Source organism: Nocardioides lianchengensis, assembly GCF_900101465.1.
GTDB classification, from domain to species: Bacteria; Actinomycetota; Actinomycetes; order Propionibacteriales; family Nocardioidaceae; genus Nocardioides; species Nocardioides lianchengensis.
This window is the reverse complement of the sequence record NZ_FMZM01000013.1, coordinates 1-24,563: the sequence shown is the minus strand read 5'-3', so window position 1 is coordinate 24,563 and position 24,563 is coordinate 1. Positions and strand designations below refer to the sequence as shown.

The 24,563-nt window shown below is 72.0% G+C and carries 23 protein-coding genes and 2 tRNA genes; 12 read left to right on the top strand and 13 right to left on the bottom strand.

What is annotated here, in order from left to right:
* Window positions 1–109 precede the first annotated feature (109 nt).
* Complete coding sequence (locus BLT76_RS20855; protein ID WP_090860239.1) at window positions 110–2,359, bottom strand: LLM class flavin-dependent oxidoreductase; 2,250 nt, start codon at window positions 2,357–2,359, stop codon at window positions 110–112.
* Between the two features lie 63 nt (window positions 2,360–2,422).
* Here BLT76_RS20855 and BLT76_RS20850 point away from each other — a divergent pair, with 63 nt between their 5' ends.
* The gene (locus BLT76_RS20850) at window positions 2,423–2,758 is read left to right on the top strand and encodes a winged helix-turn-helix transcriptional regulator (RefSeq protein WP_211753113.1); all 336 of its coding nucleotides are present in this window, start codon (window positions 2,423–2,425) and stop codon (window positions 2,756–2,758) included.
* 45 nt (window positions 2,759–2,803) lie between these two features.
* Here the strand turns inward: BLT76_RS20850 and BLT76_RS20845 are convergent.
* From BLT76_RS20845 to BLT76_RS20815, 7 genes are all read right to left on the bottom strand, one after another.
* A tRNA-Ala gene (locus BLT76_RS20845) sits at window positions 2,804–2,879 on the bottom strand.
* A gap of 56 nt (window positions 2,880–2,935) precedes the next feature.
* Window positions 2,936–3,832 (bottom strand): divisome protein SepX/GlpR, encoded by an 897-nt coding sequence (sepX, locus tag BLT76_RS20840; RefSeq protein WP_090860238.1) that lies wholly within the window; start codon window positions 3,830–3,832, stop codon window positions 2,936–2,938.
* A gap of 70 nt (window positions 3,833–3,902) precedes the next feature.
* Window positions 3,903–4,478 carry a GNAT family N-acetyltransferase gene (locus BLT76_RS20835; RefSeq protein ID WP_244509510.1) on the bottom strand — a complete coding sequence of 192 codons (576 nt, stop codon included), beginning with the start codon at window positions 4,476–4,478 and terminating at the stop codon, window positions 3,903–3,905.
* 14 nt (window positions 4,479–4,492) lie between these two features.
* Window positions 4,493–4,969 (bottom strand): MogA/MoaB family molybdenum cofactor biosynthesis protein, encoded by a 477-nt coding sequence (locus tag BLT76_RS20830; protein WP_090860236.1) that lies wholly within the window; start codon window positions 4,967–4,969, stop codon window positions 4,493–4,495.
* Window positions 4,966–5,439 (bottom strand): cyclic pyranopterin monophosphate synthase MoaC, encoded by a 474-nt coding sequence (gene moaC / locus BLT76_RS20825; protein ID WP_090860235.1) that lies wholly within the window; start codon window positions 5,437–5,439, stop codon window positions 4,966–4,968. The genes BLT76_RS20830 and moaC overlap by 4 nt, the downstream gene beginning before the upstream one ends.
* On the bottom strand, window positions 5,439–6,671 hold the full coding sequence (glp, locus tag BLT76_RS20820) for a molybdotransferase-like divisome protein Glp (protein ID WP_090860234.1): 1,233 nt from the start codon (window positions 6,669–6,671) through the stop codon (window positions 5,439–5,441). The genes moaC and glp overlap by 1 nt, the downstream gene beginning before the upstream one ends.
* Window positions 6,664–8,043 carry a UTP--glucose-1-phosphate uridylyltransferase gene (locus BLT76_RS20815; protein ID WP_090860233.1) on the bottom strand — a complete coding sequence of 460 codons (1,380 nt, stop codon included), beginning with the start codon at window positions 8,041–8,043 and terminating at the stop codon, window positions 6,664–6,666. Before BLT76_RS20815 ends, glp begins: the two co-directional genes overlap by 8 nt.
* 60 nt (window positions 8,044–8,103) lie before the next feature.
* On the opposite strand from BLT76_RS20815, the gene BLT76_RS20810 reads away from it, so the two are divergent.
* Window positions 8,104–8,679, top strand: a complete 576-nt coding sequence (locus BLT76_RS20810) for a 5-formyltetrahydrofolate cyclo-ligase (protein WP_090860232.1) — start codon at window positions 8,104–8,106, stop codon at window positions 8,677–8,679.
* A 189-nt stretch (window positions 8,680–8,868) separates the two neighbouring features.
* Here the strand turns inward: BLT76_RS20810 and BLT76_RS20805 are convergent, their stop codons facing one another.
* The gene (locus BLT76_RS20805) at window positions 8,869–11,478 is read right to left on the bottom strand and encodes a penicillin acylase family protein (RefSeq protein WP_090860231.1); all 2,610 of its coding nucleotides are present in this window, start codon (window positions 11,476–11,478) and stop codon (window positions 8,869–8,871) included.
* A 91-nt stretch (window positions 11,479–11,569) separates the two neighbouring features.
* On the opposite strand from BLT76_RS20805, the gene BLT76_RS20800 reads away from it, so the two are divergent.
* The 3 genes from BLT76_RS20800 to BLT76_RS20790 all read left to right on the top strand — a co-directional run bounded on the left by BLT76_RS20800 (window position 11,570) and on the right by BLT76_RS20790 (window position 13,181).
* Window positions 11,570–11,875, top strand: a complete 306-nt coding sequence (locus BLT76_RS20800; protein WP_090860230.1) for an FmdB family zinc ribbon protein — start codon at window positions 11,570–11,572, stop codon at window positions 11,873–11,875.
* A gap of 240 nt (window positions 11,876–12,115) precedes the next feature.
* On the top strand, window positions 12,116–12,757 hold the full coding sequence (locus BLT76_RS20795; RefSeq protein ID WP_090860229.1) for an SAF domain-containing protein: 642 nt from the start codon (window positions 12,116–12,118) through the stop codon (window positions 12,755–12,757).
* A gap of 40 nt (window positions 12,758–12,797) precedes the next feature.
* The gene (locus BLT76_RS20790; RefSeq protein WP_090860228.1) at window positions 12,798–13,181 is read left to right on the top strand and encodes an MscL family protein; all 384 of its coding nucleotides are present in this window, start codon (window positions 12,798–12,800) and stop codon (window positions 13,179–13,181) included.
* 116 nt (window positions 13,182–13,297) lie between these two features.
* Here BLT76_RS20790 and BLT76_RS25910 read toward each other — a convergent pair whose 3' ends face one another.
* Window positions 13,298–13,471: a hypothetical protein gene (locus BLT76_RS25910; RefSeq protein ID WP_170867182.1), complete on the bottom strand. Its 174-nt coding sequence runs from the start codon at window positions 13,469–13,471 to the stop codon at window positions 13,298–13,300.
* Window positions 13,468–14,772, bottom strand: a complete 1,305-nt coding sequence (locus BLT76_RS20780) for an LCP family protein (protein WP_090860226.1) — start codon at window positions 14,770–14,772, stop codon at window positions 13,468–13,470. The genes BLT76_RS25910 and BLT76_RS20780 overlap by 4 nt, the downstream gene beginning before the upstream one ends.
* Window positions 14,773–14,893: 121 nt before the next feature.
* Between BLT76_RS20780 and BLT76_RS20775 the strand changes: the two genes are divergently transcribed.
* The 5 genes from BLT76_RS20775 to BLT76_RS20755 all read left to right on the top strand — a co-directional run bounded on the left by BLT76_RS20775 (window position 14,894) and on the right by BLT76_RS20755 (window position 17,868).
* Window positions 14,894–14,969: transfer RNA gene (locus tag BLT76_RS20775), tRNA-Arg, on the top strand.
* 197 nt (window positions 14,970–15,166) lie between these two features.
* Complete coding sequence (locus BLT76_RS20770) at window positions 15,167–15,505, top strand: ArsR/SmtB family transcription factor (RefSeq protein ID WP_090860225.1); 339 nt, start codon at window positions 15,167–15,169, stop codon at window positions 15,503–15,505.
* Between the two features lies 1 nt (window position 15,506).
* Window positions 15,507–16,151: a dihydrofolate reductase family protein gene (locus BLT76_RS20765; RefSeq protein WP_090860224.1), complete on the top strand. Its 645-nt coding sequence runs from the start codon at window positions 15,507–15,509 to the stop codon at window positions 16,149–16,151.
* A gap of 10 nt (window positions 16,152–16,161) precedes the next feature.
* Window positions 16,162–16,623 carry an SRPBCC domain-containing protein gene (locus tag BLT76_RS20760; RefSeq protein WP_090860223.1) on the top strand — a complete coding sequence of 154 codons (462 nt, stop codon included), beginning with the start codon at window positions 16,162–16,164 and terminating at the stop codon, window positions 16,621–16,623.
* A gap of 237 nt (window positions 16,624–16,860) precedes the next feature.
* Complete coding sequence (locus BLT76_RS20755; protein ID WP_090860222.1) at window positions 16,861–17,868, top strand: ABC transporter substrate-binding protein; 1,008 nt, start codon at window positions 16,861–16,863, stop codon at window positions 17,866–17,868.
* Here the strand turns inward: BLT76_RS20755 and BLT76_RS20750 are convergent.
* Together BLT76_RS20750 and BLT76_RS20745 are read right to left on the bottom strand one after the other, a co-directional pair.
* The gene (locus BLT76_RS20750) at window positions 17,865–18,863 is read right to left on the bottom strand and encodes a LacI family DNA-binding transcriptional regulator (protein WP_179714439.1); all 999 of its coding nucleotides are present in this window, start codon (window positions 18,861–18,863) and stop codon (window positions 17,865–17,867) included. The two genes, BLT76_RS20755 and BLT76_RS20750, sit on opposite strands and share 4 nt — an antisense overlap.
* A 137-nt stretch (window positions 18,864–19,000) precedes the next feature.
* Complete coding sequence (locus BLT76_RS20745) at window positions 19,001–23,566, bottom strand: family 78 glycoside hydrolase catalytic domain (protein ID WP_139175744.1); 4,566 nt, start codon at window positions 23,564–23,566, stop codon at window positions 19,001–19,003.
* 299 nt (window positions 23,567–23,865) lie between these two features.
* Between BLT76_RS20745 and BLT76_RS20740 the strand changes: the two genes are divergently transcribed.
* Both BLT76_RS20740 and BLT76_RS20735 read left to right on the top strand, forming a co-directional pair.
* Entirely contained in the window at window positions 23,866–24,084 is a 219-nt protein-coding gene (locus BLT76_RS20740) for a LysR family transcriptional regulator (RefSeq protein ID WP_090860219.1), read from the top strand.
* A gap of 34 nt (window positions 24,085–24,118) precedes the next feature.
* Window positions 24,119–24,563: substrate-binding domain-containing protein (locus BLT76_RS20735; RefSeq protein ID WP_139175740.1), on the top strand; the 445-nt coding region annotated here is incomplete at its 3' end.

The following is a 24,563-nucleotide window of genomic DNA, read 5'->3' as shown; positions in this document are numbered from 1 at the left end:
CGACACGCTGAGGTCGCGGTGAAGCGTCCACCTGCTGCGCCACCCAGGAGGTGGACAGCTCACCACCCGCTCGCAGCCGCTGCTGTCTCCGGGATCCCGCGGTGATCGGTCAGGCCGCCGGACCGGCCGCCTCGGCCACGTCGGCGGGCGCGATGAAGAAGTTGTCGCGGAACAGGCCGGTGGGGTCGTAGCGGAGCTTCAGGTCGCGCAGCCGGGCGAGGTGGGCCGGCGGGAACGCCCGCTCGAGCCACGGCGAGCCGGTGCCGGTCTCGAAGCTGAGGTAGCTGCCGGACAGGTGCGGGACCAGCCGCTCCCAGGCGTCGTCGAACCGCGCGCTGGTGCCGAAGCCGGACAGCGAGAAGGCCGCACTGCGGCCGGCGTACGCCGTGGCCTCGCTCGCGACGTCGGCGACCGCTCCCCCGACCGCCCGGACCGAGAAGAAGTACGACGTCCCGGCGTCCAGCAGGCCGGCCACCTCGGCGGCGAGCGCGGGCGTCAGGTGGTCGGCGAGCCCGGAGTGAGTGTGCGGCTCGCCGCGCCCCTGCTGCGGCTCGTCGCTGCTGAACAGGCCCATCACCTGGTCGTAGGTCGTGAGGACGACCTGCTGCTGCAGCAGCGGCGCGATCCCGGCGATCGGCTGCAGCCGCTCGACGACGGTCTCCGGGTCGTCGGACTCGACGACGAGCATCGCCTGGGCGATCCGCTGGCCGCTCCGGCGCGCGCCGAGGATCACCTGGCCCGTGACGCTGCGGTCGGCGGCCTCGATCTCGCGGCCCCACCCCTCCAGGAAGCTCGCGGTGTCGCTCGCGTCGAAGGCCAACTGGGCGAAGCCGATGGTGCCGACCCGGGCGGCGGTGAGCTCGAAGGAGGTGGCGATCCCGAAGTTGGCCCCGGCGCCGCGCACCGCCCAGAACAGGTCGGGCTCCTCGGTGGCGCTCGTACGGACCGCGCGGCCGTCGGCCAGCACCAGGTCGACGGCGGTCAGGTGGTCGATGGTGAGGCCGTGGCTGCGGGCGAACCAGCCGATCCCGCCGGCGGTCGCGAGACCACCCACCCCGACGCCGCCGTAGTCACCGCTGCTGACCGCCAGGCCGTACGGCGCGAGCACGCGGGCGACGTCCGCCCAGCGGGCACCCGGGCCCAGGCGGACCCGTCCGGACTCGGGGTCCAGGACCTCGACGGTGTCCAGGGCGCTGACGTCGAGGACCAGGCCGCCGTCGTTGAGCGAGCGCCCCGAGATGCCGTGGCCGGCGCTCAGGACGCCCAGCGGCAGGTCACGGTGCTCGCGGGCGACGCCCACCGCGGCCTGCACCTCGGCCACGCTCTGCGGGCGCAGCACGAGCCCCGGCGCGCCGCCGCGCAGGTAGCTCGACGTGTAGCGCGCGTACGCCGGGTCGCCGGGCTCGACCGCGCGCTCGGCCAGGGCGGCCGGCAGGTCGTCGTACCGGATGCCGGGGCGGCGGCGAGCCAGGGCGGACGCTCCGCGGACCCGGGAGCGCTCCTGCACGCCGGCGCTCGTCCGCGCCTCGGCGACCCGGTCGCGCACCTCCCCCGCGAGGCCGGCGAAACGGCGCAAGCCGCCCTCGTCGTCGCCCATCACGATGAACGTGCTGACGCCGTCCTCGACCGCGAGCCGGACCAGGTCGTCGGCCGTCGCGTCGGCGCCGACGTTGAGCAGTCGGACCACCTCGGCGGGGTCCCGCCCGGCCGCGACCGCGGCCTCGTCGATGACCTGCATGCCCCGCTGCAGGTCGCCGGGCTGCAGGTAGGGCAGCGAGGGCAGCCAGCCGTCCGCCGCCCGCCCGATCAGGCGCAGCATCCGGGGCTTGTAGGCGCCGAGCCAGATCGGGACCTCGTGCGCCGGCGCCGGGCCACGCTTGGCGCCATGGATGCGGTGGTGGGTGCCGTCGACCGCGAGGACGGACCGGTCCGCGGTGTCCCAGACGCCGCGGATGATCCGGATCGCCTCGTCGAGGGCGTCGATGCTCTCGCCCGGCGTGAGCCGCGTGCCGCCGTACGCCTCGATCGCGTCCCAGAACCCGCCGGCACCCAGGCCGAGCGCGACCCGGCCGCCGGAGAGCAGGTCCAGGCTGGCCACCGACTTCGCGAGGACGGCGGGCTGGCGCAGCGGCAGGTTGAGCACGTTGCCGGAGAGGTGGATCCGCTCCGTGCGCGCCGCGGCGTATGAGATCAGGGTCCAGGTGTCGAGGAACGACGGCTGGTACGGATGGTCCTGGAAGGTGACCAGGTCGTAGCCGAGCTCCTCGCTGAGCACCGCGAGCTCGACCGGCCGCTGCGGCGGCGCGGCCGTGGGGGTGACGAAGGATCCGAAGCGCAGGGGGTGGCCGTAGTCGGGCATGCCTCCAGGATCCGCCGTCCACCGACGCGGGACAACCGGGCGTAAGCGAGTTACTCTAGGTAAGTGACCACCGCTCCCGCCCGCCACCTGATCGACGACGCCACCTGCCGCGAGGCCACCCCCGCCCTCGAGTTCGTCGGCCGGCGCTGGACCGGCGCGATCATGCTGGCCCTGGGACGGGGCGCCAGCCGGTTCGGCGAGATCCAGGGCGCCGTCGACGGCCTCTCGGCCCGCCTCCTCACCGCCCGCCTGCGCGAGCTCGAGGCGCACGACCTCGTGCAGCGCGAGGTGATCCCGACGACGCCGGTCTCGGTCCGCTACCGGCTCACCCCGCGCGGCCGCGACCTGCTCGCTGCGATCCAGCCGCTGGTGGCCTACCACCTGCGCTGGGGGTCGTAGAACGACGAAACCGCAGGTCGGAGACGACCTGCGGCTCGGTGAAACTGGTGGAGCTGAGGGGATTCGAACCCCTGACCTTCTCATTGCGAACGAGACGCGCTACCAACTGCGCCACAGCCCCATCGCGCCCGAAGACGCGAGGCGAAACGTTAGCACCCGACTCCGGGTGCTTCCCAATCAGGACCCGACGGCCCGGTCGTCTCCGTCGGAGCGCTGGGCCTTCTCGGCCCGGTCGGCCTGCTCCGCCTCACGGGCGAGCTGGCTGTCGCCGGCGGCGTGGCCGGAGGACCATACGCCGGTGTCGTCGAGCTCGATCGTCCGGACGGTACGGCGAGCCGCCGCCGGCTTGGAGACGTACGTCGGCAGCGTGACCGGGACCGGGTCCCACAGGGTCGGGTCGAGGCGGACCTCGGAGACGATCCGCACGGCGGTGTCGCCGTCCTCGGTGACGACCGAGATCTCCTCGGTGACCTCGCCGACGACCTGCTCCTCGCCCTCCTCGGAGGCCTCGGGAGCCGCCGGAGCAGCCGGGGCGGCCGGGACACTCGCTCGCGGAGCGAGCGCGGCCTGCTCGCCCTTGACCATCACCCGGCAGAGCACCAGCCAGGCGACCAGCAGGCCACCAGGCGCGGCGGTCCACCACCAGGAGAAGACGTTCAGGCCCGCCAGCAGCGCGACGACGGCGTTGGCCACCAGCAGCACGGCCAGGACGTTGCGGCGCCGCTTGGTCGCGCGCCGGGCTGCCTCGCGGCGCGCACGGCGCTGGGCGGGCGTCAGCTCGACGGGAGCGGGCGCCGGCGCCTCAGCCACCGGAGCGGGCTCCGAGGCCGGCTCGTCGGCGGCCGACGGCTTGGTGACGACGACCGCGGTCGACGCGGGACGCCCCGGCGTGACGACCAGGCGGGCGGTCTTGCTGCCCACGGGCTCACGGCGGGCGAGCACCCGCATCCGGTTCGAGAACCGCTCGACGGAGCGGCTGCGCACCGCGTCGTCGTGCGACCTGATGGCGACGGGGATGAGGTAGGCCGCCCACGCCACGGCCAGTGCCACGAAGATGAGCGCGCTCCAGTCCACGGACAGGAGCGTAGGTTCACCCGCACACGGTGGGGCGGATGTCTACCCGTGTGTCGCGAGAAGACTTGTGTTACTCGTGTGACTCGAGCCGGGCCAGCAGTCCGTGCGGGACCTCCTCGCGGGTCACCGCATAGATCCGGTGGTCGCGCCACTCGCCGTCGATGTGCAGGTAGCGGGGCGCGTAGCCGACCTCGTGGATGCCCAGCTTCTCGACCACCCGCAGCGAGTTCGAGTTCTCCGGGCGGATCGCGATCTCGACCCGGTGCAGCCCGGCCGCGGTGAAGCAGTGGTCCACGACCAGCGCGACCGCGCGCGGGATCGCGCCGCGGCCGGCGTACTGCCGGTCGATCCAGTAGCCGACCGAGCCGAACTGCGCGGAGCCGCGGGCGATGTTGGTGACCGTCACCTGGCCGGCGAAGCGGCCGTCGACCTCAACGGCGAAGGGGTACGTCGTCCCCTGCCGGGCCTGGCGCCGCATCCGGCGCACCAGCCCGCGGAAGGTGCTCGGCCGCACGCCCGCGTTCGGCGGGACGGTCGCGTCCCACGGCACCAGCCAGGCCGCGTTGCGCTGCCGGGCCTCGCGCCAGGCCCGCTGGTCGCGGGCCCGCAGCGGTCGCACGGTGACGTCCCCGGACCGGAGCGTCACCGGCCAGCCGCCGGTCAGTGGTCGCTCCCGACGACCTGCTCGACCGCGTGCACCACGATCGGCGCCAGCACGGCGAGCCCGTCCTTGACCCCGCCCCGGGAGCCGGGGAGGTTCACGACGAGGCAGGAGCCGGCCACGCCCGCCAGCCCGCGCGAGAGCGCGGCCGACGGGACGCCCTGCGCGACGCCGTACGCCCGGATCGCCTCGGCGATGCCGGGAACCTCGCGGTCGAGCAGCGGGCGAGTGACCTCGGGGGTGCGGTCGGTGGGCGTCAGACCGGTGCCGCCGGTGGTGAGCACCAGGCGCGCGCCGGCGACGATCGCGGCCGAGATCGCGGCCCCCACCGGCTCCCCGTCCGGTACGACGGCCGCCGCGTCGACGGTGAAGCCGAGGCCGCGCAGCGCGTCGACGATCAGCGGGCCGGTCTCGTCGTCGTACACGCCGGCCGCGGCGCGGTTGGAGGCGACGACGACGGCCGCGGGGAGGCTCATCCGCGCGCCCAGTCGCCGGACTTGCCGCCGGTCTTGGTCTCGACCCGCACGTCGGTGATGACCGCGCCCTTGTCGACGGCCTTGACCATGTCGACGACCGTGAGCGCGGCGACCGACACCGCGGTCAGCGCCTCCATCTCGACGCCGGTGCGGTCGGTCGTGCGGACGGTGGCGGTGATGTCGACCGAGGCGTCGGTGACGACCAGGTCGACCGTGACGCCGGAGATGGCGAGCGGGTGGCACAGCGGCACCAGGTCGGGGGTCCGCTTGGCGGCCATGATCCCGGCGACCCGGGCCACGCCGAGCGCGTCGCCCTTCGGCACGCCGTCGCCGCGGAGCAGCTCGACGACGCGAGGCGCGACCAGCACCCGGCCCGAGGCGGTCGCCGTACGCGTGGTGACGTCCTTGGCGGACACGTCGACCATCCGCGCGGCGCCCGACTCGTCGACGTGGGTCAGGTGGTCGCTCATCAGTAGTCCAGGTCCAGGGGCAGTACGTCGACCAGGGTGCCCGCCGGGATCGCCGTCGTCTCCTCCGGGATCACCACCAGCGCGTTCGACGAGGCCAGGTCGCCGACCAGGTGCGAGCCCGGGCCGCCGACCGGCGAGACGGTGACGGTGCCGCCGTCGACGACGTACTCGCCGCGGAGGTACTGCCGCCGACCGGGCGGCGAGGTGACCGCGTGCGTCAGCCGGGCGGGTACGACGGGCCGCGACCACGGGGTCATCCCCATCATCTTGCGCAGCGCGGGGAGCACGAACAGCTGGAAGGAGATGTACGACGACACCGGGTTGCCGGGCAGCGTGAAGATCGGGGTGTTGTCCTCCCCCACGAAGCCGAAGCCCTGCGGCTTGCCGGGCTGCATGGCGACCGGCCCGAACCACACGCCCTTCGGCGCCAGCGCCTCCTTGACCACGTCGAAGTCGCCCTGCGAGACGCCGCCGGAGGTGACCACGACGTCGGCGCGGACCAGTTGGTCGTCGAGCGCGGTCAGGAACGCCTCGGGCTGGTCCGGGAGGATGCCGACCCGGTAGGCGATCGCGCCCGCGCGCCGGGCCGCGGCCGCGAGCAGGAACGAGTTGCCGTCGTAGATCGAGTCGTGCCCGAGGGGTACGCCGGGCTCGCGCAGCTCCGAGCCGGTCGACAGGATCACCACGCGGGGTCGCGGCCGCGAGCGCACGGTCGCCCGGCCGATCGAGGCGAGCAGGCCGAGGTGGCGCGGACCGAGGACGGTGCCGCGCTCGACCACCAGGTCGCCGATCGCGACGTCCTCGCCGGCGGGCCGGACGTGCTGGCCGGGCTGCGGGGCCTGACGGATGCTGACCTGGGCGACGCCGCGGTCGGTCCACTCGTAGGGGACGATCGCGTCGGCGCCCGTCGGGACCGGGGCCCCGGTCATGATCTTGGCCGCCGTGCCCGGGGCCAGCGCGAGCAGCTGGGCGTTGCCGGCGCCGATCTCGCCGACCACGGGCAGGTGCACGGGGAACTCGTCGGAGGCGGAGGCGACGTCGGCCGCGACGACGGCGTACCCGTCCATCGCGGAGTTGTCGAAGGACGGCAGCGCCACGGCGGCCGTGATGTCCTCCGCGCAGGCCAGGCCGAGGGTGTCCATCAGCGGCTGCGGGAAGACCGGCAGCGGCTCCAGGTCACGCAGCACCCGGTCGAGGTGCTGCTCGACGGTGTCCGGGGCGCCCTCAGGCATCGGAGAGCACGGTGTCGGCACCGACCCGCTGGGCCGACGACGACTCGAGCGAGACCTCGCCGACGACCCGGACGCCGCGGCAGAAGGTCCAGTCGCCCTCGACGGTCAGCGACGTCGCCTTCCGCAGCGACGGCGCACCCTCCGGGAAGCGCTTGTCGAACTCGCCGACCAGCTTGTAGTGGTCGGTGTCGAGGTCGACGTAGGGGATCTCGTCGGCGGCCTGGTCGAGCACGAAGTCCTGGCCGATGTCGTAGACGTCGGAGCGAAGCACGAGCAGGTCGTTGGTGGTCTTCACCGGCACGAACCGCTCGCGGGTGACCTCGATCAGCGTGGAGCCCTCGAAGACCTCTATCGCCGCGCCCATGGCGGTCTCGACCTGGATCACCTCGGGCGAGGTCTTGTCGCCCGGGTCGACGTTCTTGACGTTGCGAATCAGGGGCAGGCCGAGGATGCCGTCGCGCTGGTCCAGGACGGTCTTCAGCGCGGCGAGGTCGATCCACAGGTTGTTGGTGGAGCAGAAGCGGTGCCGCTCGAGGTCGGCGAGCGCGTCCTTGTCCTCGTCGAGCGTCTGCGCGGTCTCGCGGAGCACCAGCCGGCCGTCGCTCTTGCGGCGGGCGAAGTGCCCGCCCTTCTTGTCCGAGGGGGTACGGCGGACCGCCTCGATCGCGAACGGCGCCCCGGTCGAGGCGAACCATCCGGCGACGCGCGCGTCCGGCACGGCCCCCAGGTTGTCGGAGTTCGAGACCAGCACCCGCTCGTAGCCGGCCGCGATCAGCTGGTCGAGCAGGCCGGTGCCGCGCAGCGCGGTGTAGAGGTCGCCGTGCCCGGGCGGACACCACTCCAGGTCGGGGTCCTTGGGCCAGCTGACCGGCGAGAGGTCCTTCTTCAGCAGCTTGGGCTCCTTGTTCTGCAGGAACTCCAGCGGCAGGCCGGCGACCGGCAGCGCGTCGTACCGGGCGAGCGCGGCCATGGTGTCGCCGGAGGTGCGGAACGAGTTCATGAAGATCAGCGGCAGCGTCGCGTCGTACTGCTGGCGCAGGTGGAGGACCTGGCGGGCGATGATGTCGAGGAAGTTCAGGCCGCGGCGCACGCACAGCAGCGACTTCGCCCGGTCCATGCCCATCGACGTGCCGAGGCCGCCGTTGAGCTTGATCACCGCGGTGGTGCGGATCGCCGCGGCGGCCGACTCGTCGGACACCTCGACGTCGGCCAGCGCCTCGATGTCGACCGGCTCGATCGTCGACTCCGGGATCATCCCCGTCTCGCCGTGCTCCAGGAGGCGGAAGTAGTGCGCGAACGTGTCGACGGCGACGGGGTCGACGCCCTCGGCCTCCATCTTGGCGCGAGCGGCGTGCAAGCCAGGGCTACCCATGCCACCGATCGTAGGCTCGCGGGGTGGTCCATCGGCAAACCTCCGCGAAATGATCGAGGCGTGAGCCCCGTCACTGCCCAGAAGCTGGCCCTGCGCGACCGGCTGCTGACCGCGCGCGGCCGGCGCCCGCTGCTCGACGTCGGCGAGGGCGCCCGTCGTACGGCGGAGCACCTGCTCGCCGCACCGGAGGTACGACGGGCCGCCACCGTGGCGGCGTACGTCTCGATCGGCACCGAGCCCGGCACCGGCCTGCTGCTGCGCGCGCTGGCCGACGCCGGCCGCCGGGTGGTGCTGCCCGTGCTGCTGCCCGACGGCGACCTCGACTGGGGGACCTACCGCGGCGACACCTCGCTCGCCCCGGCCCGCCGCGGCCTGCTGGAGCCGGTCGACCGGCTCGGCGTCGACGCGGTCGCCACCGCCGACGTCGTCCTGGTCCCGGGGCTGGCGGTCTCCCCCACCGGCATGCGCCTCGGCCGCGGCGGCGGCTCCTACGACCGGGCCCTCGCCCGCGTGCCCGTCGGCACGTTCACCTGCGTGCTGCTGAACGACGACGAGGTCGGCGTCGAGGTTCCCGTCGAGCCGCACGACCGCGCCGTCACCGCCGCCGCTTCGCCGTCCGGGATCGTCCGCTTCTGAGTGCTCGCCCTGCCTCGCTGGTCGAGTGGCCGCGAGGAACGAGCGGACGTGTCGAGACCACCGGGGGGGGTCTCGATACGCTCGCTGCGCTCGCTACTCGACCGACGAACGAGCTCGCTACTCGACCGACGAACGAGCTCACTGCTCGACCGACGAACGAGCTCACTGCTCGACCGACGAACGAGGTCGCTACTCGACCGACGAGCCCGGCACCAGGGTGAGGACGTGGGCCGAGGACTCCTCGACGGCGGCGGACGAGAACGCCCAGGGCAGGGACTCGCCGCGGGCCCAGAGGTCGGTCTGGTCGGTGTAGTGGTCGCTGGCCGGGTGACCCGAGACGCCGGTGAGGTTGATCCAGCGGGAGGCGTCGAGGTCGTCGAGCGAGACGACCATCCGCATCGACGGGGCCGAGGTCACCTCGTAGCCCTCCGCCGCGTCCCAGGCGGAGGCGTCGACGGTGCTGCTGCCGCCGCCGACCTCCCAGCCCCCGCGGTTGACCAGCCGCTCGACCGGGCCGATGCCGGACTCGCCCAGGGTCGGCGAGCGCAGCTCCAGGCGGTGCAGGTGGCCCCAGGTCCAGCCGGCGGGGTCGCGGGACTGCCGTCGGGTCAGCTCGTCGCGGGCCTCGCGCTGCACCTGCTCCAGGATCGTGTCGCGGTCCTCGACGACGTCGGCGGTGGTCGTGTCGTCCCACCACGGGTCGTCCGGCTCCTCCAGCAGCGCGGCGACCACGGCGTACCAGCGCTGACCGCCGTCGGGCCACTGGTCCTCCGGCAGCTCGTCGTGGAAGGTCCGGGCCAGCAGGGTGCGCCAGACGACGTTGTAGTACGCCGCCGCGCCGCTGTCCGCGGACTGGTCGAAGTCCCAGTCGCGGAGCAGGTCCTGCCCGCCGGACCAGTAGCCGTGCGGCAGCGCCACGTCGAGGAGGTACGGCGTCAGCAGCGGCGCGAACGGGTGCCGATCGTCGAGCTGCAGGTCGAGCATCGCGTCGACGTCCACTCGGTCGGCGGCGGACAGCACGTCGCGGATCCGCTGGGAGCGCCAGCCGTGGTCCCAGTCGTCGGTGAGCCGGTAGGGGTAGTCGTCCCCGATCACCGCCTGGTTGGCGGCGACCACGAAGCCCTCGTCCGGGTCGAGCACGTTGGGCAGCCCGTCGTACGGGACGACCTCGCCGGTCCAGTCGTTCTCGGGTCGCCAGCCCGCCGATGGCATGGTCCCGTCGTTGCCGGACTTGCGGATCGGCACCCGACCGGGCGCTTGGTAGCCGATGTGGCCCTCGCGGTCGGCGTACACGACGTTCTGGGAGGGCGCCGCGAACGACGAGAGCGCCGCCCGGAACGAGTCCCAGTCGGTGGCCAGGTTGAGGTCGAGGATGGCGTCGGCGGTCGGCGCGGGCTCCAGCGCCGTCCAGGAGAGCGCGACCGCGAACTCGCGGTCCTCGCGCGCCCGCTCCCCCACGTCGGCGAGCTCGTCGGCGACGTCGGAGAGGATCGGGCCGTGGCGGGTCGAGCGGACCGTCAGCTCGACGTCCTCGCCGTCGGCGACCTCGATGGTCTCGATGCGGGTGCGCAGCGGGCGCCAGGCGCCGTCGGACCTCCACTCGTCGCCGCGGACCTGCTCCAGGTAGAGGTCGGTGACGTCGGGGGCCAGGTTGGTGAAGCCCCAGGCGATGTCGGCGTTGTGGCCGATGATCACGCCCGGGACACCGGAGAAGGTGAAGCCGGCGACGTCGAGCGGGCAGTCCTCGGAGACCCGTCGGCAGTGCAGGCCCATCTGGGTCCACACCCCCGGCATCCCGACGCCCAGGTGCGGGTCGTTGGCGAGCAGGGGGGCGCCGGTCGCGGTGCGGTCGCCGGACACGACCCAGCTGTTGCTGCCGATCCCGTCGCCCTCGCCGAGCAGGTCCGGCATCCGGCCCAGACCCGCGCCGACCTCGCGCAGCGCCGCGCGCTGGTCCGCCGTCCAGGCAGGACGGAGCGGGTTGCGGGTGCCGCCGGTGCTGGCGTCCTGCTCGAAGACGCCGTCGACCACGGTGCCCTGCCCGACGATCGGCTCGTGCTCGTCGAAGGGGTACGACGGATAGAGCGCCCGCATCCGCTCCGGCCCCACGGCCGAGCGGACCAGCACCCGGTCGATCTCGTCCTGCATGTTGCCGCGCAGGTCCCAGGCCATCGCCTTCAGCCAGGCCAGCGAGTCGACCGGCGTCCAGTCCTCGGGGGTGTAGTCGAGGCCGCCGACGTTGAGCACGGTGTACTCGACCGCGATCTCGCTCGGCGAATGCTCGTCGAGGTAGGCATTGACCCCCTCGGCGTACGCCTGCAGCGCGGCGCGGGTGTCGGGGCGCACCAGCGCCAGCTCCTGCTCGGCGACCCGCCGCCAGCCCATCGTGCGGACGTAGGAGTCGCTCTCGACGGCGTCCTCGCCGAACATCTCCGCCAGCCGGCCGGCCGTCGCGTGCCGGCGCACGTCCATCTCGAAGAACCGCTCCTGCGCGTGCACGTAGCCCTGGGCGCGGACCAGGTCGGTCAGCGAGTCGCCGTACAGCTGCGGGATGCCGTGCTCGTCGCGCACCACCTCGACCTCGCCCTCGAGGCCCGCGACCGTCGCCCGCCCTTCGTCCTGGGGCAGCGGCCGGCGCGCGAGGGTCACCACGGTCACCAGGCCCGCGACCAGCACGACCACCAGCCCGACCACGCCGTACGACGTCAGCCGCGCGGCGCCGGGCCACCCTCGATAGGCGGCCCACCCCCGACGCAGGACGGTGCGGGGTGAGACGGAGTCTGGTGTGGGGTCGGTCATCGCCCGGTCATTCTGCCGGTGCCGTATCCTTGGCACTCGCACCAGTCGAGTGCCAAAGCCGCTTCAGCACCACTCTCAGCACGGAGCCACGATGCCCACCTACCAGTACGCCTGCACCGAGTGCGGTCACGCCTTCGAGCAGGTCCAGAAGTTCACCGACGACTCGCTGACCGAGTGCCCGGAGTGCTCGGGCCGGCTGCGCAAGGTCTTCAACGCGGTCGGCGTCGTCTTCAAGGGCTCGGGCTTCTACCGCACCGACAGCCGCGGCTCGTCGACGTCGTCCGACGCGGGCTCGGGCACCAAGACCGAGACGAAGACCGAGACCAAGAGCGAGTCGAAGTCCGAGAGCAAGCCCGCCGCCCCGGCCGCCAAGCCCGCCGCGAAGTCCTCGGACTGACGAGGACGCGCCAGCGGACTCGTCGATTGGTGGTCGAGCGAGCGGCACGGCTGAGCGTGCGAAGCCGTGACCCGCGTGTCGAGACTGACGGGGACGCGCCAGCGGACTCGTCGATTGGTGGTCGAGCGAGCGGCACGGCTGAGCGTGCGAAGCCGTGACCCGCGTGTCGAGACTGACCCGGCGCCCAGGCGCCTGTGGAGGACGCGGGCAGCGCCCGCCGATCCCTCCTAGCGTCGGGGGATGCTCCCTGACTCCCCCGCCGCCGCCCGTCCGACCCGGGCACTGAGCGCCGTACGTCGCGCCGTGCTCGCGCGCCGACGACTGCTCGCCGCCCTGCTCGCCGCGGTCGCCGTGGCGGCCGGGCTCCGAGCCGCGGCCGAGCCGCCGCCCGCGACCGTCGCGGTCACAGTCGCTGCGCGCGACGTGCCCGCCGGGGTCGCGCTCTCGCCCGGGGACCTGACGACCGCGGCCTTCGCCCCGGGCACCGCTCCCGACGAACTGGCCGATGACGCCGTCGGCCGGGTCCTCGCCTCCCCGCTGCGGCGCGGCGAGCCGGTCACCGACGTCCGGCTGGTCGGCCCGGGCCTGGCCGCCGGGCACCCCGGCCGGGTCGCCCTGCCGGTGCGCCTGCCCGACGCCGGCATGGCCGGGCTGCTCCGGGTCGGCGACGTGGTCGACCTGGTCGCGGCCGACCCGCAGGGTGGCGAGCCCCAGCTGGTGGCGGCCGCCGTACCTGTCCTGGCGCTGCCGGCCGGCACCGCCGAGACCGGCGGCACCGGGCTTGGGGGCCGTCTGGTCGTCGTCGGCGCGCGGCCGGCCGACGTACCGCTCATCGCCGACGCCGCGGTGCGGCTGTTCCTCACCTACGCGTTCGGGGACTAGCCTCCAAGGGACCGATCCCCCGGAACCCAGGGAGTCCTCCATGCTCGGCGGCTTCAAGAACTTCATCCTGCGCGGCAACCTCGTCGACCTTGCCGTCGCGGTCATCATCGGTACGGCGTTCGGCGCCGTCGTCACTGCGTTCACGGCCTGGCTCATGGGACAGATCCCGGCGACCGAGGACACCTTCAAGAACGTCAAGGAGGGCGACCTCGGGTTCTTCCTGAACGCCCTGATCTCGTTCCTCGTGCTGGCCGCCGTCGTGTACTTCTTCGTCGTGCTGCCCTACACCAAGGCCAAGGAGCGGTTCTTCCCGAGCCCGCCTCCCGGCACCCCAGAGGACATCAAGCTCCTCCAGGAGATCCGTGACCTGCTCGCCACCCAGCAGGGCAAGACGACCAGCACGTCGGACCAGCCGCTCAGCTGATCCGGGCCACCGCGGTGAGTTTTATCGGCTAGCCGATAAAACTCACGCCTGGACGATGAACCTTTGTCGTCCCGGGGTGAGTTTCATCGGCTAGCCGATGAAACTCTCCGGCGCCCTCAGCTCGACCCGTGGTGGGGCGGCACCTGCGCGCGCAGCCACGCGTCGCCGGCGTCGGCCCGGTCGCGGGGGCTCTCGTCGTCCCGCTCGTCCGTGGTCGTGGCGGGCAGCGCGTCTCCGAAGACCTCGGCCAGCCGCCGCTTGCGCTCCCAGTCGGCCTCGGGGGTGGTCACGTGCACAGCCCCGCGGCCTCGAGCGTCTCGCGCTGCGCCTCGTCGCGCTCCGAGTCGCCCGTCCCGATGCTGGCGCTGGGGTCGTCGCTGGGGCTCGCGTCGCCCGACGGGCTCTCCGAGTCCGTCGGACTCCCGGAGGTGGTCGGCGAGCCGGGCAGGTTGGCGGCGTCCAGGGTGCCCGAGTCGAGGTTGCGGGACATCGGCTTGTCGTTGAGGACCCGGTTCCAGACCCGCTCGGCGTCCTCGGTCCACACGACGCGGCCGCGGTACTCCTCGCGGGTGTCGTAGGCCCACGGGATCGTGATGAAGCGGACCCGCGAGAGCCCGATGTCCTTGAACCCCAGGCCGACCTTGCTGATCTTGACGAAGTTGTCGAGGCCCGGGTCGACCGTCAGCGACTTGGTCGCCGCGCGCAGGAAGCCGATCAGCCGGTCGGGGCGGGCCAGTACGCCGCCGGAGACGACCTTGTTGGCCATCGCCGCGATGAACGCCTGCTGGCGCTTGACCCGACCGATGTCGGAGCCGTCGCCGAGGGTGTAGCGGGCGCGCACGTAGTTGAGCGCCTCCTTGCCCCGCAGCTCGCGCGTGCCGGCCTTGATGTCGATGTCGTGGGCCGGGTCGGAGATGTCCTCGGGGATGCAGACCGGGACGCCGTCGATGGCGTCGACCATGTCCTTGAACCCCGCGAAGTCGACGACGACGAAGTGGTCGACCTTGATGTCGGTGAGGGTCTGGAACTGCTGGATCGTGCACGCGGGTCCCCCCACCGCGAACGCCTCGTTCCACATCGCGTTGTCGGCGCCCTCGATGGTCTCGCCGTCGTCGCCGATGCAGTCGGGCCGGGTCACCAGCGAGTCGCGTGGGATGCTGACGCCGTACGCCGATTTCCGGTCCCCCGACAGGTGGAACAGCAGCGTCGTGTCGGAGCGCTGTCCGGACCCGGTCAGGCCGTCGATGTTGTTGCCGCTGCCGTCGCGGTCGTCGGAGCCCATCACGAGGATGTTGAGCGGCTCCTGCGGCTCGGTCGACTCCGGCTTGTCCGGCACGTCGTACAGCTGGTCGGCCACGTCGACGACGTCGAGGTTGTGGTTGAGGTCGCGGTAGAGCCACACGGTCCCCAGCCCGGTCACCATGCCGAGCACGACCATCGTGGAGAGCAGCACCTTGCCCACCGTGTGCCGCTTGCGGGCCTTGCCCCGCCTGGCCCCGCCGCGTCGCGTGCCGTCGGCTCGGGTCTCGGGGTCGCCGATCACCGGCGGGACGGCCGACGGGTCGTGCGGGCCGGTGGGGCCTTCGGGCATGCGGGAACTCCAGGGATGGGGCGGTGGCGCGCCCCCGAACCTACGGGTGCATCACAAATGGTGTGCGCGACCGGCGAGTAGGTCAAAACCGCGGCATGACAGGATGTCCGGCGCCGATCACGCCCCAGTAGCTCAGCGGATAGAGCAGCCGCCTCCTAAGCGAAAGGTCGCAGGTTCGACTCCTGCCTGGGGCACCACCCGGCCGTACGTGGCCCCGACTGCGGCACGCGGCCCTCCGCCGACGCTCGGCGCCGGCTCCGGCTGCTCCGCGACCCCGGGGGGCGGCCCGGGTCGCCGGCCTCTGGCGGTCGATCTCCCGGCACTCACGTGGGCGACACTCATCGGCAGAGACGCTGCTTGACGAGCGATCACCTACCCCGCCATAGTTAGGCATATGCCTAACTATGGCGACGAGCTGGACGCCGTCCTCCGCGCCCTGGCGGACCCGACGCGTCGGGCCGTCGTGGAGCGGCTGTCCAGGTCGCCGGCCGTCGTCTCCGAGCTGGCCGCCCCCTTCGCCATGGCACTGCCGTCCCTGATGCAGCACCTCCGGGTCCTCGAGGACGCCGGCGTCGTCACGTCGGAGAAGCAGGGCCGGGTCCGGACGGTCAGCCTGCGACCCGGCGCCCTCGACGTCCTGCACCTGTGGCTCGGCGAGCAGCGCACGCCGGCCGAACGGCAGGCCGACCGACTCGGTCTCCACCTCACCCGCTCCGCACCGAAGGACACCTGACATGACCCGCGTCCGCATCGACCTGTTCAGCTCGCTCGACGGCTGCACCTCGGCCGGCGGCGGAGCCGAGAACCCGATGGGAGAGGACTGGGGTCCGCTCACCGCGGCGTACGTCGCGACCCGCACCATGCGGGAGCGCGTCTTCGGCGACACCAGCGGCGCCGGCACCACGGGCATCGACGACGCGTACGCCGCGGCGTTCTTCGACGGCGTCGGCGCCGAGATCATGGGCGCCGCCATGTTCGGCCTGCACTCCCACCCCGACGACCCCGAGTGGAAGGGGTGGTGGGGCGACGAGCCGCCGTTCGGCTGCCCGGTCTACGTCCTGACCGGCACCGCGCCGCGGCCCGATATCGAGATGCGGGGCGGTACGACGTTCCGCTTCCGCAACGCTCCGGTCGAGGACGTGCTCGCCGAGGCGACCGCAGCCGCTGCGGGACTCGACGTCCGGGTCGGGGGCGGCATCGGCACCGCTCGCGCGTTCGTGCGGGCGGGCCTCGTCGACGACCTCCACGTCGCGATCGCGCCGGTCGTGCTCGATCGCGGCCACCGTGTGTGGGAGGACCTGCGCGGGCTCGAGCAGACCCACCGCATGACGACCCAGGTCGCCGAGAGCGGCACGATCCACGTCACCTTCACTCGCTAGGAGCCGGCCCATGACCGACGAGCGCCGCCTCGCCCACTCCGGCTTCACCCTCACCCGCGACTACGCCGTACCCGTCGAGCGGGTCTGGAGCGCCTTCGCCGAGGAGGACCAGAAGCGGGCCTGGTTCGGCGACCCCGACGCGTTCGTGCGCGGGGAGTGGGCGTTCGACTTCCGCGTCGGCGGACGCGACGTCGCCGAGGGCGCGTTCCACGACGGTCCGGTCTCGCGGTACGAGGCCACCTACACCGACATCGTGAAGCACGTCCGCATCGTCACGACCTACGACATGTGGCTCGACGGGACCCACATGTCGACGTCGGTCGCGTCGTTCGAGTTCGTCCCGACCGACCAGGGCACCCGGTTCACTCACGCCGAGCACGGCGTCTTCCTCGACCGGTACTGGGCCGACGGCCCGAACCGCGAGGTCGGCAGCCGCGGGCTCCTCGACCTCCTCGGCACCCACCTCGGCTGACGATCAGGTCCCTCGTTCCTCGGCCTGCGGCTCCGCGGGCTCGTCCGACGCCTCGACGAGCTGCGAGATCGCCCCCGACGCCAGGGCCCGCACGCGCTCGCCGATGACGTAGCCGCGGACCCGGTGACACTGCGCAGTCCCGCAACGCTGACCCGTCACTGAATGACCTCGTGCTGCGGCGCGTCGGTCACCGAGTGACGGGTCGATGGACGGGCGGGCAGGGGTGACAATCACCCGGTGAGGGTCAGGTCGGTCATCCCCGGCGCGCTCGGGCTGCTCGTGTCGCTGCTGCTCACGGCCGGGTGCACCGCCGGGCAGAGCCCGGACGTGCCGCTCAGCGCGACGAGGGAGGACCCGCCCGGGGAGGCGGTCACCATCCGCCACTCGCGCGGGACGACGACCGTGCCCCGACCGCCACGGCGCGTGGTGACCCTCGGTTCCACCGACACCCAGGTCGCCGCGGCCCTGGACGTGCCGATCGTGGCGGCGGTCCGCGATCCGACCCGCCGGGACGGGAACTGGCCCGGGGTGACGCCGGCGCTGCGCCCCGACGTGGCTGTGCTCGACGACGACCTTCCCGACCTCGAGCGGATCGCCCTCGCGCGACCCGACCTGATCCTCGCCGTCTCGGCCACCGGTCCCTACCTCGACGCCTACGACCGGCTGTCCCGGATCGCGCCCGTCCTCGCACCGGCTGCATCGACCGATGCGGACACCACCAGTGGCGACGACGTGGCCCGGATGATCGGCCAGGCCCTCTTCCGGTACGACGAGGCGCTCGACCTGATCGCGGACTCCGACGCCGACCTGGACCGGTTCGCCGCCGACCATCCGGAGCTCGCCGGAGCGACGTACGCCCTCGGCCTGTACGGCGGCGGGCAGGCCTACCTCGACGCGACCCCGGGCTCGCAGTCCCACCAGCTGCTCCGACGCCTGGGCCTGGACCTCGCGCCGCAGGTGACGGACCTGGCCGCCACCGGCCGCTGGAACCGGAGCGCCGACGGCCTCGTGATCGTCGGCCCGGAGCACCTCGACGTGCTGGACGGGATCGACGTCGTCCTCGTCGGGACGACGGGGGCGACCACGGCCAGGGAGCTCCGCGAGCAGCCCGTCGTCGCGGGAACCGACCTGTGGTCGAGCGGTCGCCTCCACCTGATCGGGCCGGGCCTCACGACCTCGCTGCTCCGCCCGAACCCTGCGGTCACCGGCTTCGTCCTGCGGTCCCTCGGCCGGCTGGGCCTCTAGCGACCCGAGGCGGGAACGCTGCTGCCGCGCACGATCAGCTGCGGGTCGATGCGGACGTGCTGGTGCAGGTGCGTCGCCGGATGGCGGATCTCGTCGATCAGCAACCGGGCGGCCGTCTGGCCGATCGCGTGGCCGGGCTGCGCGACGGTCGTGAGCGGGATCTCGCTCTCCCACGACGCCTGGTTGTTGTCATAGCCGACGACGCTGAGGTCGTCGGGGATCCGCAGCGTCGGGTCGCCCGCCAGCGACTGCACGATGCCCAGGGCGAGGAGGTCGGCCGCGGCCACCACCCCGTCCGGCCGGTCGGCGGGTGACCGCTCCGCCAGGCCACGGCCGATCTCCCGCCCGTGGTGGGGCCGGAGCCCGCCGGCCACGACGGTCGACATCCGGACCGCCCCGTTGGTCTCGGCGACCGCACGCTCGGCGCCGCGCAGGCGGTTGGCCACGGGCGCGAGACCGAACAGCCCACCCGCGAACACGAGGTTGCGGCGGCCGACCTCGATCAGGTGCCGGGCGGCCAGGTAGCCCCCGAGCTCGTCGTCCGGTACGACGCTGCAGCGGTCCGGCTCCGCCTCGGTGTTGAGGATGACCAGCTCGCCGCGCCAGCCCGCGGAGCGCCACGCCTGCTCGTCCCGACGGGCCAGCGGGGTCAGCAGGATCCCGGCGACCCGCTCCTCGTCGAAGAGGTGCAGGTAGGTCAGCTCCTTGGCGGCCTGCAGGTCGGAGTTGGCCAGCACCACGTTCATCCCCGCCAGCTGGGCCTCCTCCTCCGCGCCGCGGGCCATGTCCACGAAGTAGGAGTTGGTCAGGTCCAGCACGACGAACCCGATGAGGGCACTGCTGCCGCCCGCCAGCGCGCGAGCCCGCCGGTCCGGGACGAAGCCCAGCTCCTCGATCGCGCGGTTGACCCGGTCGAGCGTGCGGGACGCCACCCGCTCCGGGTGGTTGAGGACGTGCGAGACGGTTCCGACCGAGACCCCTGCGCGCTTCGCCACGTCGTCCATCCGCGGCGGGCGCCGGTCGGACTCCTCACCCACGGAGGGCCGAGTGCTGGGTCACGCGGAAACTCTAGATGACGCGGGAGGGCCCAGCCGCCCGAGCGACTGGACCCTCCCTGGTTGCTGCTGCTGGGTCAGCGGCGTGCGACCCGGAGCGTCACCGCCTTCTTGCTGCGCGCGAGGTTCGCCGTACCGACGTAGACGACGCGGACGGTGCGCTTGCCGGCGGCCTGCCTCGGCAGCCGGACCGTCACCTTGCCGTTGGCGTTGAGCGTGCCCCGGGCGATGACCTTGCCCCGGAGGACGACCCGCACCGCGCCGGTCGCCTTGACCCCGGTCGCGGAGACCGTGACCTTGACCTTCGGCCGGGTCCCGGCCTTCGGCTTCTTCGGGGCCAGCGAGACCGCGAGCCTCGTGCTCGCCTTGCGGATCGAGACCGTCACCGAGCCGGTGGACGCCGCGTTCTTGGCGTCACCGCTGTAGGCCAGGGCGAGGCTACGACGACCCGCCGGGAGCGCGGTGGCCCCCAGGACGACCCGGGCGACCCCGTTCGCGACCTTGGCGGTGCCGAGGGTCCGCGTGCCGGCCTTGACCGACACGGTGCCGGTCGGCGCCGAGCCCGTGACCGTGGCGACCACGGTGGTGGCCTTGCCGTAGGTGCCGGACACCGCCGGCGCCTTGACGGTCGAGTCGCCCGCGGGCTCGTCGACGGCGTACCCGCTGTCGAGCGTCGCGGTCACCGTGCTGCCGTCGACGTCGAACTCGTAACCACCGGCCCCGAGCTTGAACTCGGCGACGTCGAGCCCGTTGCGCTCGGTCATGCCCACGAAGGACACGCCCGGGATCGCCTGGAAGCCGCTCACCGCGGTGTCCGTCGGCAGGTAGAGCGTCGCCGTCGTGTTGGCCGGCACCGTGGTGCTGTACGACGTCAGCTCACCGGCGGTGGCCTTCCAGGCGGACTCGATCTCACCGTAGGTCGAACCCATGCTGCCCTCGACCGAGGTGAACTCGCCGCCGGGCACGGGCTGCAGGATGAAGTCCCGGTAGCCCTTCTCGCCGGCCGAGGTGATGCCGAGCTGGTACTCGTACATCCAGGCCTGCGAGGCACCCAGGGCGAAGTGGTTCTGCGAGTTCATCTGGCTGTTGCCGCCCTGGGCGAAGCCGCGCTCGTAGGAGTTCCACAGCTCCCACATCGACGTCGCACCCAGGGTGACCGGGTAGAGCCAGCTGGCGAAGTCGTCGTTGCTGAACAGCTTGTACGCCGTGTCGATCTGGCCGTTCTTCGTCAGCGCCGGGAGGATGTTCGGCGTGGCGTTGAAGCCGGTCGTGATCGTGTACGGCTTGTTGCTGGCCTGGCCGCCCGAGAACAGGCCGGTGCCCGCGAGGGGGCCCGCACCGTTGTTGCTCTGGGCCGGGTCGGCGATCAGCTCGGCGAGGCGCTTGGTGGCGAACTCCTTGTAGGTCAGGCCCTGGTTGGGCCCGGCCTGGACCGTCATCTCGTCGCTGAACAGGTCGAGCGCGAGCGGGGTGGCGTAGGAGGCCTGCGAGTCCTGCAGGGTCCGGCCGGTCACCAGGGTGGCCCCGGGCGTCGCGTTCAGCGTGAAGCCGGTCTGCGGGTCGACGTAGAGCCGGTTGAAGCTGTCGACGCCCTGCGTGTAGCGACCGCGCAGGACCTCGGCGTACGCCGTCTCCCCGATGATGTCGGCCATCTGCGAGGAGATGTCCAGGTAGTACAGGTACATCGCCTGACCGACCATGTGCGCCTGGGTGTTGGCGTCCATGCTGATGTGGTCGGCGTTGCCCGACGTCCGGCTCGTGAGGCCCGGGTAGTCGGGGCTCAGCACGCCGCCGTTGGCGAGGTAGGAGTCCAGCCACTTGCGGATCGTCGGGAAGTTCTCCCGGATGATCTGCGTGTCGCCGTACTGGGTGTAGAGCTGCCACGGCGCCTGCGCGACCGCACCCTCCCAGGTCGGGGACTGCGGGTAGTTCGTGCCACGGTCACCGGTGAGGCTGATGATCGGGACGGTGTCGCCGATGCCGCCGTTGACGCCCTGGGCGTCGCGGAGCGCGATCAGCCACTGGCGCAGGAACGCCTGGGTGTCGGTCGAGTTGTACGTCGCGGAGCGGGCGTAGGCCTGCAGGTCGCCGGTCCAGCCCATCCGCTCGTTGCGCTGCGGGCAGTCGGTCGGCAGCGAGAAGAAGTTGCCGACCTGGCTGCGCTGGGCGTTCTTGAAGAACTGGTTGGCCAGCTTGCCCGTGTAGTTGTCGTCGCTGGTGGTCGCCGTGTAGGTGCCCTCCGGCAGGTCGATCGACGACAGGACGATGCCGTCGACGTTCTCCAGCGGCAGCGGGGTGGTGCGCCGCGGGACGGTGATCTCGATGTACTGGTAGCCACGGAACGTGAAGTTCGGCGTGATGACCACGTCGCGCGTCGCGTCCGCGGCCGAGGCCACGTAGACGTCGTGCGGCGTCGCCGCCCGGTAGGTGTCGGTCAGGATCCGACCGGCGACCCCGGGACGGTAGCTGCCGCTCGGCCCGTAGAGGTCGGCGTACGGCTTCGGCGTCGGGGTGCGGGGGTCCGCACCCGGGTACGTCGTGTTGGGCGAGTCGCTGTTGCCCGGGTAGATCGTCTCCGCGAAGCGGAACAGGACCTCGTCACCGGCCTGCAGGGTGCCCGCGGGGATGGTGACGGTCGGGACGCCGACCATGTTGACGCCCATGTCGTAGGTCCAGGTGGTGTCGTCCGCGCTGTGCGTCTCCAGCACCCGCTTGGCCGTCAGCCGCTCGACCTCGTGGACCGGCTGGTCCTGGCGCGCGATGATCTCGGGGTTCAGGCCCGCCTTGAGCGGGATGACCTCGGCCGGCGACCACTTGCTGAGCAGCGCGTTCTTGTAGGCGGTCGTCGACCAGCCCGCGACGTTCGGCTCCTTGCTGGCGTCGTACCGCACGCCCTGGAAGTTGTCGGCGTAGCGGTTCGGACCGTCGTTGAAGGACTTCCAGGTCGACGGGTCGGTGAGGATCGTCTCGCTGGTGCCGTCGCCGTAGGTCACGACCATCTTCGCCAGCAGCGCCTCGCTGTCGCCGAACATGTTGTAGTTGCCGGGCGTGAAGGTCATGTTGCCGGTCCAGAAGCCGGGGCCCAGCAGGGCGCCGACGGCGTTGGTGCCGGTGGACAGCATGTCCGTCACGTCGTAGGTGTTGTAGTTCAGCGTCTTGGCGAAGGTCGCCATGCCCGGGTTCATGTAGTCGTCGCTGACCCGGTCGCCGTTGATGAACATCTCGTAGGCGCCCTGGGCGGTGACGTAGAGCTTCGCCTGGGCGATCTCCTTGGTCGGGCTGACCCGGAACTCCGTGCGCAGGTGGGTCTGGGCGCCGTACGTCGGGTCGGCGTACTTCGGGCCCAGCTGGGCGGCGGCGGTCGGACGCACGCGGATGGTGTTGCCGGTCGTCGTGATGCCCGAGTTCGGCAGCGAGCTGAAGATGCTGTAGTTCGCGCCGGTGGTCGAGTCGAACAGGGTGCGCTTGGCGCTCTGGCCGATGTCGACGAGCTTGTAGTCGGTGAGCGAGACGTCGTCGCCGACGTTCTTCACCGAGAAGCCGATCTTCCCGAGGTGCGGGAAGGTGTTGTAGTTGTTGCCGGTCACGAAGGTGTGCACGCCGGCGTCGTTGATCGTCGAGTTCGGCGACACGTTGAGGTTGTTGGCCGCGGCCGGGCGGCCGGCGCCGACGGTCATCGTGGCGGCGGTGAAGCCGGTGAGGTTCACGTTGTCGACAGTGAAGGTCATCGCGCTGGCGTTGGCCTGGATGCGCAGGGTGTGCTCGGCGTTCTTGTTCGCCGGGGTGAAGAGCGTCTTGACCGCGGCGGCGGTGCTGTCGACCAGGCGGACCGACTTGTACGGCAGCGTGTTCGGGTCGCCGTTGTCGTCGTCGGTGCGGTGGTAGCCCTTGCGGTAGAGGTTCAGCACGCCGCCGGTGTTGGTCGCCGGGTCGGCGGTGACGCCGGACAGGTCGAGCTCGGCGCGGATGAAGTTCTCGCCGCCGGGCGCGCCGAAGACGTTGCGGAACTCGCTCGACAGGCGCGGGTCGTCGCCACCGAGGATGAACGACACGTTGTCACCGCTGGTGATGGTGAACTTGGTGTTGATGTCGAACATGTACGTCGACTCGGCGTCCAGCTTGGTCTTGGTGCTGCCGATCCACTGGGCGCCGTCCCAGGCGCCGATCTTGCCGCTCATCAGGCCGGTGGAGAACGAGGAGACGTCCGAGACCGTCTCGACTCCGCGGTCGTCGACGATGGTGACCCGCCACCAGTAGTCCGTCTCCGGCTTCAGCTTCTCCGCCGCGCCCGAGGCGCCGTACGTGATGTCGGTCGACTCGTCCGAGACGACCGTGCCGCTGTCCCAGGCGATCTTGCTGAAGGCCCGGTCCTTCGCCACCTCGATGCGGTAGCTCACCTGCTTCGCGCCGACCACGTTGGAGTCCATGCCCCAGCAGAAGACCGGGGCGGAGTCGTCGATGCCCTGCGGCGCGAAGAGGTGGTTGACCTCCAGCCCGGAGACCGCGACCTGCGCCAGCGGTGCCTGGACCACCGTCGCCGAGGCCGGCGCCAGCACGGCCTGGGGAATGACCGCGCCCGCCGGTCCCAGCGTGACGGCCAGACCCAGCGCGACCAGCGCGCCTGATGCTCTCGTCCTTCTCACAATTGCCCTTTCGCTACGTACGCCGTGCCGGCGCACATGTCCTGCGACACCTCGGACCCGAGTCCGCTCGGCCCGAGGTTCCGACGCGCAGTGCCCGTCGAAATCGCGTGACGGTCGTCACGCAGTGCGGTGAACCGTTTCATAGCGCGACCGACGTTGCCTAGCGGTTCGCAGCAAGTTGCGAGGATCCCCTCACGATGACTTGAAGCCTTTCAATTATCTGTGGCGCCTGCCACACTCCTTCCCGACCTTGAATCGTTCCAGGACTGACGACAACCAGATCCGAGGAAGGGAGAGCAGTGGCACGACGCGACCGGACGCCGTCGCCGGTGGTCGACGAGCTGGTGCTCCAGATCCTGCGCACCCTGGCCGACGGAGGCACCACGGCCGAGGCCGCCGCGGCGGCCAACGTCTCGGAGGCCACCGTCTGGCGGCGCCTCCAGGCGGTCCGCCAGGAGTGGGGCGTCGACCACAACATCCAGGTCATCGTCCGCGCCGTACGGCGCGGGCTCATCTAGCTCGGGCACACTCCACAGAAGGATCACGACAGACATGAAGATGCAGAACCGACTGGGCGGCCTCGCGGCGCTCACCCTGGTCGCCGGCCTGGCTCTGACCGCTTGCGGTGGCGACGACTCGTCGAGCGCCGACGGTGGCAGCGGCGGGGGCGACGGCACCACGGTGACGTTCATCCCGAAGAACCTGGGCAACGCCTACTTCGACACCTCGAACGCGGGTGGCAAGAAGGCGGTCGAGGAGTTCGGCGGCAGCTATGAGGAGGTCGGCCCGGCCGAGGGTTCCCCGGACGGTCAGGTCACCTACATCAACACCGCGACCCAGCAGGGCCGCGACGCGCTGGTGATCTCGGCCAACGACCCCGACGCGCTGTGTGACGCGATCGGTGAGGCGCGCGACGCCGACATCAAGGTCGTCACCTACGACGCCGACACCAACCCCGACTGCCGCGACCTGTTCATCAACCAGGCCGACGCCGCGG

Bases quoted from the DNA above. Each gene is read 5' to 3' on its own strand.
- BLT76_RS20780 (WP_090860226.1), bottom strand. From the start codon at position 14,772: ATGCCCGAAGGCCCCACCGGCCCGCACGACCCGTCGGCCGTCCCGCCG.
- BLT76_RS20830 (WP_090860236.1), bottom strand. From the start codon at position 4,969: ATGAGCCTCCCCGCGGCCGTCGTCGTCGCCTCCAACCGCGCCGCGGCC.
- BLT76_RS20790 (WP_090860228.1), top strand. From the start codon at position 12,798: ATGCTCGGCGGCTTCAAGAACTTCATCCTGCGCGGCAACCTCGTCGAC.
- BLT76_RS20805 (WP_090860231.1), bottom strand. From the start codon at position 11,478: ATGACCGACCCCACACCAGACTCCGTCTCACCCCGCACCGTCCTGCGT.
- BLT76_RS20800 (WP_090860230.1), top strand. From the start codon at position 11,570: ATGCCCACCTACCAGTACGCCTGCACCGAGTGCGGTCACGCCTTCGAG.
- BLT76_RS20795 (WP_090860229.1), top strand. From the start codon at position 12,116: ATGCTCCCTGACTCCCCCGCCGCCGCCCGTCCGACCCGGGCACTGAGC.
- BLT76_RS20815 (WP_090860233.1), bottom strand. From the start codon at position 8,043: ATGGGTAGCCCTGGCTTGCACGCCGCTCGCGCCAAGATGGAGGCCGAG.
- BLT76_RS20770 (WP_090860225.1), top strand. From the start codon at position 15,167: ATGCCTAACTATGGCGACGAGCTGGACGCCGTCCTCCGCGCCCTGGCG.
- BLT76_RS20855 (WP_090860239.1), bottom strand. From the start codon at position 2,359: ATGCCCGACTACGGCCACCCCCTGCGCTTCGGATCCTTCGTCACCCCC.
- BLT76_RS20765 (WP_090860224.1), top strand. From the start codon at position 15,507: ATGACCCGCGTCCGCATCGACCTGTTCAGCTCGCTCGACGGCTGCACC.
- glp (WP_090860234.1), bottom strand. From the start codon at position 6,671: ATGCCTGAGGGCGCCCCGGACACCGTCGAGCAGCACCTCGACCGGGTG.
- BLT76_RS20760 (WP_090860223.1), top strand. From the start codon at position 16,162: ATGACCGACGAGCGCCGCCTCGCCCACTCCGGCTTCACCCTCACCCGC.
- moaC (WP_090860235.1), bottom strand. From the start codon at position 5,439: ATGAGCGACCACCTGACCCACGTCGACGAGTCGGGCGCCGCGCGGATG.